Source organism: Albidovulum sp. (assembly GCF_049646345.1).
Classification (GTDB): domain Bacteria; phylum Pseudomonadota; class Alphaproteobacteria; order Rhodobacterales; family Rhodobacteraceae; genus Albidovulum.
Genome location: NZ_JBARVQ010000125.1, coordinates 1 through 1,562, shown reverse-complemented (window position 1 = coordinate 1,562; position 1,562 = coordinate 1). Strand labels below are relative to the sequence as shown.

At 63.5% G+C, this 1,562-nt stretch carries 4 protein-coding genes; 3 read left to right on the top strand and 1 reads right to left on the bottom strand.

Features of this window, described 5'->3' with window-relative positions; all coding sequences use genetic code 11:
• From lspA to WBB85_RS03140, 3 genes are all read left to right on the top strand, one after another.
• Positions 1-280: signal peptidase II (gene lspA, locus WBB85_RS03150; protein WP_432637167.1), on the top strand; the 280-nt coding region annotated here is incomplete at its 5' end.
• A 10-nt stretch (positions 281-290) separates the two neighbouring features.
• Positions 291-704, top strand: coding sequence for a disulfide bond formation protein B (locus tag WBB85_RS03145; RefSeq protein ID WP_432637168.1), 414 nt, complete (start codon positions 291-293; stop codon positions 702-704).
• Positions 701-1,360, top strand: a complete 660-nt coding sequence (locus WBB85_RS03140; protein ID WP_432637165.1) for a DsbA family protein — start codon at positions 701-703, stop codon at positions 1,358-1,360. The genes WBB85_RS03145 and WBB85_RS03140 overlap by 4 nt, the downstream gene beginning before the upstream one ends.
• A gap of 6 nt (positions 1,361-1,366) precedes the next feature.
• Here WBB85_RS03140 and WBB85_RS03135 read toward each other — a convergent pair.
• A partial coding sequence (locus tag WBB85_RS03135) for an iron dependent repressor, metal binding and dimerization domain protein (RefSeq protein WP_432637164.1) occupies positions 1,367-1,562 on the bottom strand: 196 nt, incomplete at its 5' end.

Below are 1,562 nucleotides of genomic sequence, written 5' to 3'. Positions count from 1 at the left end.
GACGGGCGCACTGACCATCGCCTTCGCCGTCATGGCATTCCGGGCGCAACACGCTTTGGAGCGGGCAGGCTTTGCATTGGTGGTGGGCGGGGCGCTTGGCAACATCATCGACCGGCTGCGGCAGGGTGCCGTAACTGATTTCCTTGATCTTTACTGGCGCGATTGGCACTGGCCTACGTTCAACGTCGCCGATATTGCGATCACTCTGGGCGCGGTACTGATCCTTGCTGCCTCTCTCCCCTTTCGCCGCCGCAAGGAGCCGGTTCTTGACCAAAGCTGATCCGCAATCCATGTCGCGCGACGACCTTACCTTGACTGCGGCCTTCCTGATCGCTCTGGCGGCCACGCTTGGTGCGCTCTTCATCGGAGAGGTGCTGGGTCAGATGCCCTGCACGCTCTGCTGGTATCAGCGCATCGCCATGTTCCCGCTGGTGCCGATCCTTGGCCTGTCGCTGTGGCGCGGCGATGGCATGGCGCGCGCCTACGCCTTGCCGCTGGTCCTGTCCGGGCTGGCGCTTGCGGCCTGGCATTCGGGCCTTTACGTAGGGATCCTGCCCGCGCCGATCGTGCCCTGCACGGAAAATGGCCCCTCCTGCACCGGTGAGGCGCAGATGATCCTTGGCCTGCCGATCCCCTATCTTTCCGTAGTCGCCTTTGCGGCGATCCTCGCCTGTCTCCTCTTCCCGAAAGGACACCGTCCATGAACCGCCGCACCCTTCTGATCGGAGCCTCCGCACTCGGGCTCGCTGCCTTTGCAGGTGGCGCCTACGTGCTGAACCAGCGCCGCGCCGCCGAGGCAGAAGTTGCGGCCGCCGCCACGCCAACCGAGGATCAGGCACTCTTGGTCCGTGACTATTCCCCAAGCTTTGGCCCCGCCGATGCGCCGGTCACACTGGTTGAATTCTTTGACCCCTCCTGCGAAGCCTGTCGCGCTTACCACCCTGTGGTGCAAGAAATCCGCCGACAGTTTCCGACCCAGGTCCGCGTCGTGCTCCGCTACACCGTCTTCCACGAAGGCTCGGACGAGGCCGTGCGCATCCTCGAGGCCGCGCGGATGCAGGACAAGTTCGAGCCGGTGCTGGACGCGCTTCTGGAGCAGCAGCCTGGCTGGGCCGTTCATGGCTCGCCCGAGATGGATGTTGCCTGGGAGATTGCCGGGGCTGCGGGCCTCGATCTTAAAAAGGCCGAGACGGACCAGTTCTTCCCGGGGATCACGGGCATTCTGAATCAGGATGCGGCCGACGTGGAAGCCTTGGCTATCCGCCAGACGCCAACCTTCTTCCTCAATGGCAAGCGGCTGGAGAATTTCAACGCCGACAGCCTGACCGCCGATGTGCGGTTCGCGGTCGAGAATAGCTGACGACCGTCAGGACCGGTTGGCGAAAGCCGAAAACAGAGCCAGTGTCCGTTCGCTGACATGGTGCTCGATGCCTTCGGCATCGCGTTCCGCTGTCTCGGGATCAAGGCCCAGACTGATGAGAAAGCGTAGCACGATCTCGTGCCGCCGCCGACATTCCTTCGCGAGCGCACGGCCTGTGTCCGTCAAAAACACCGAGCGATAC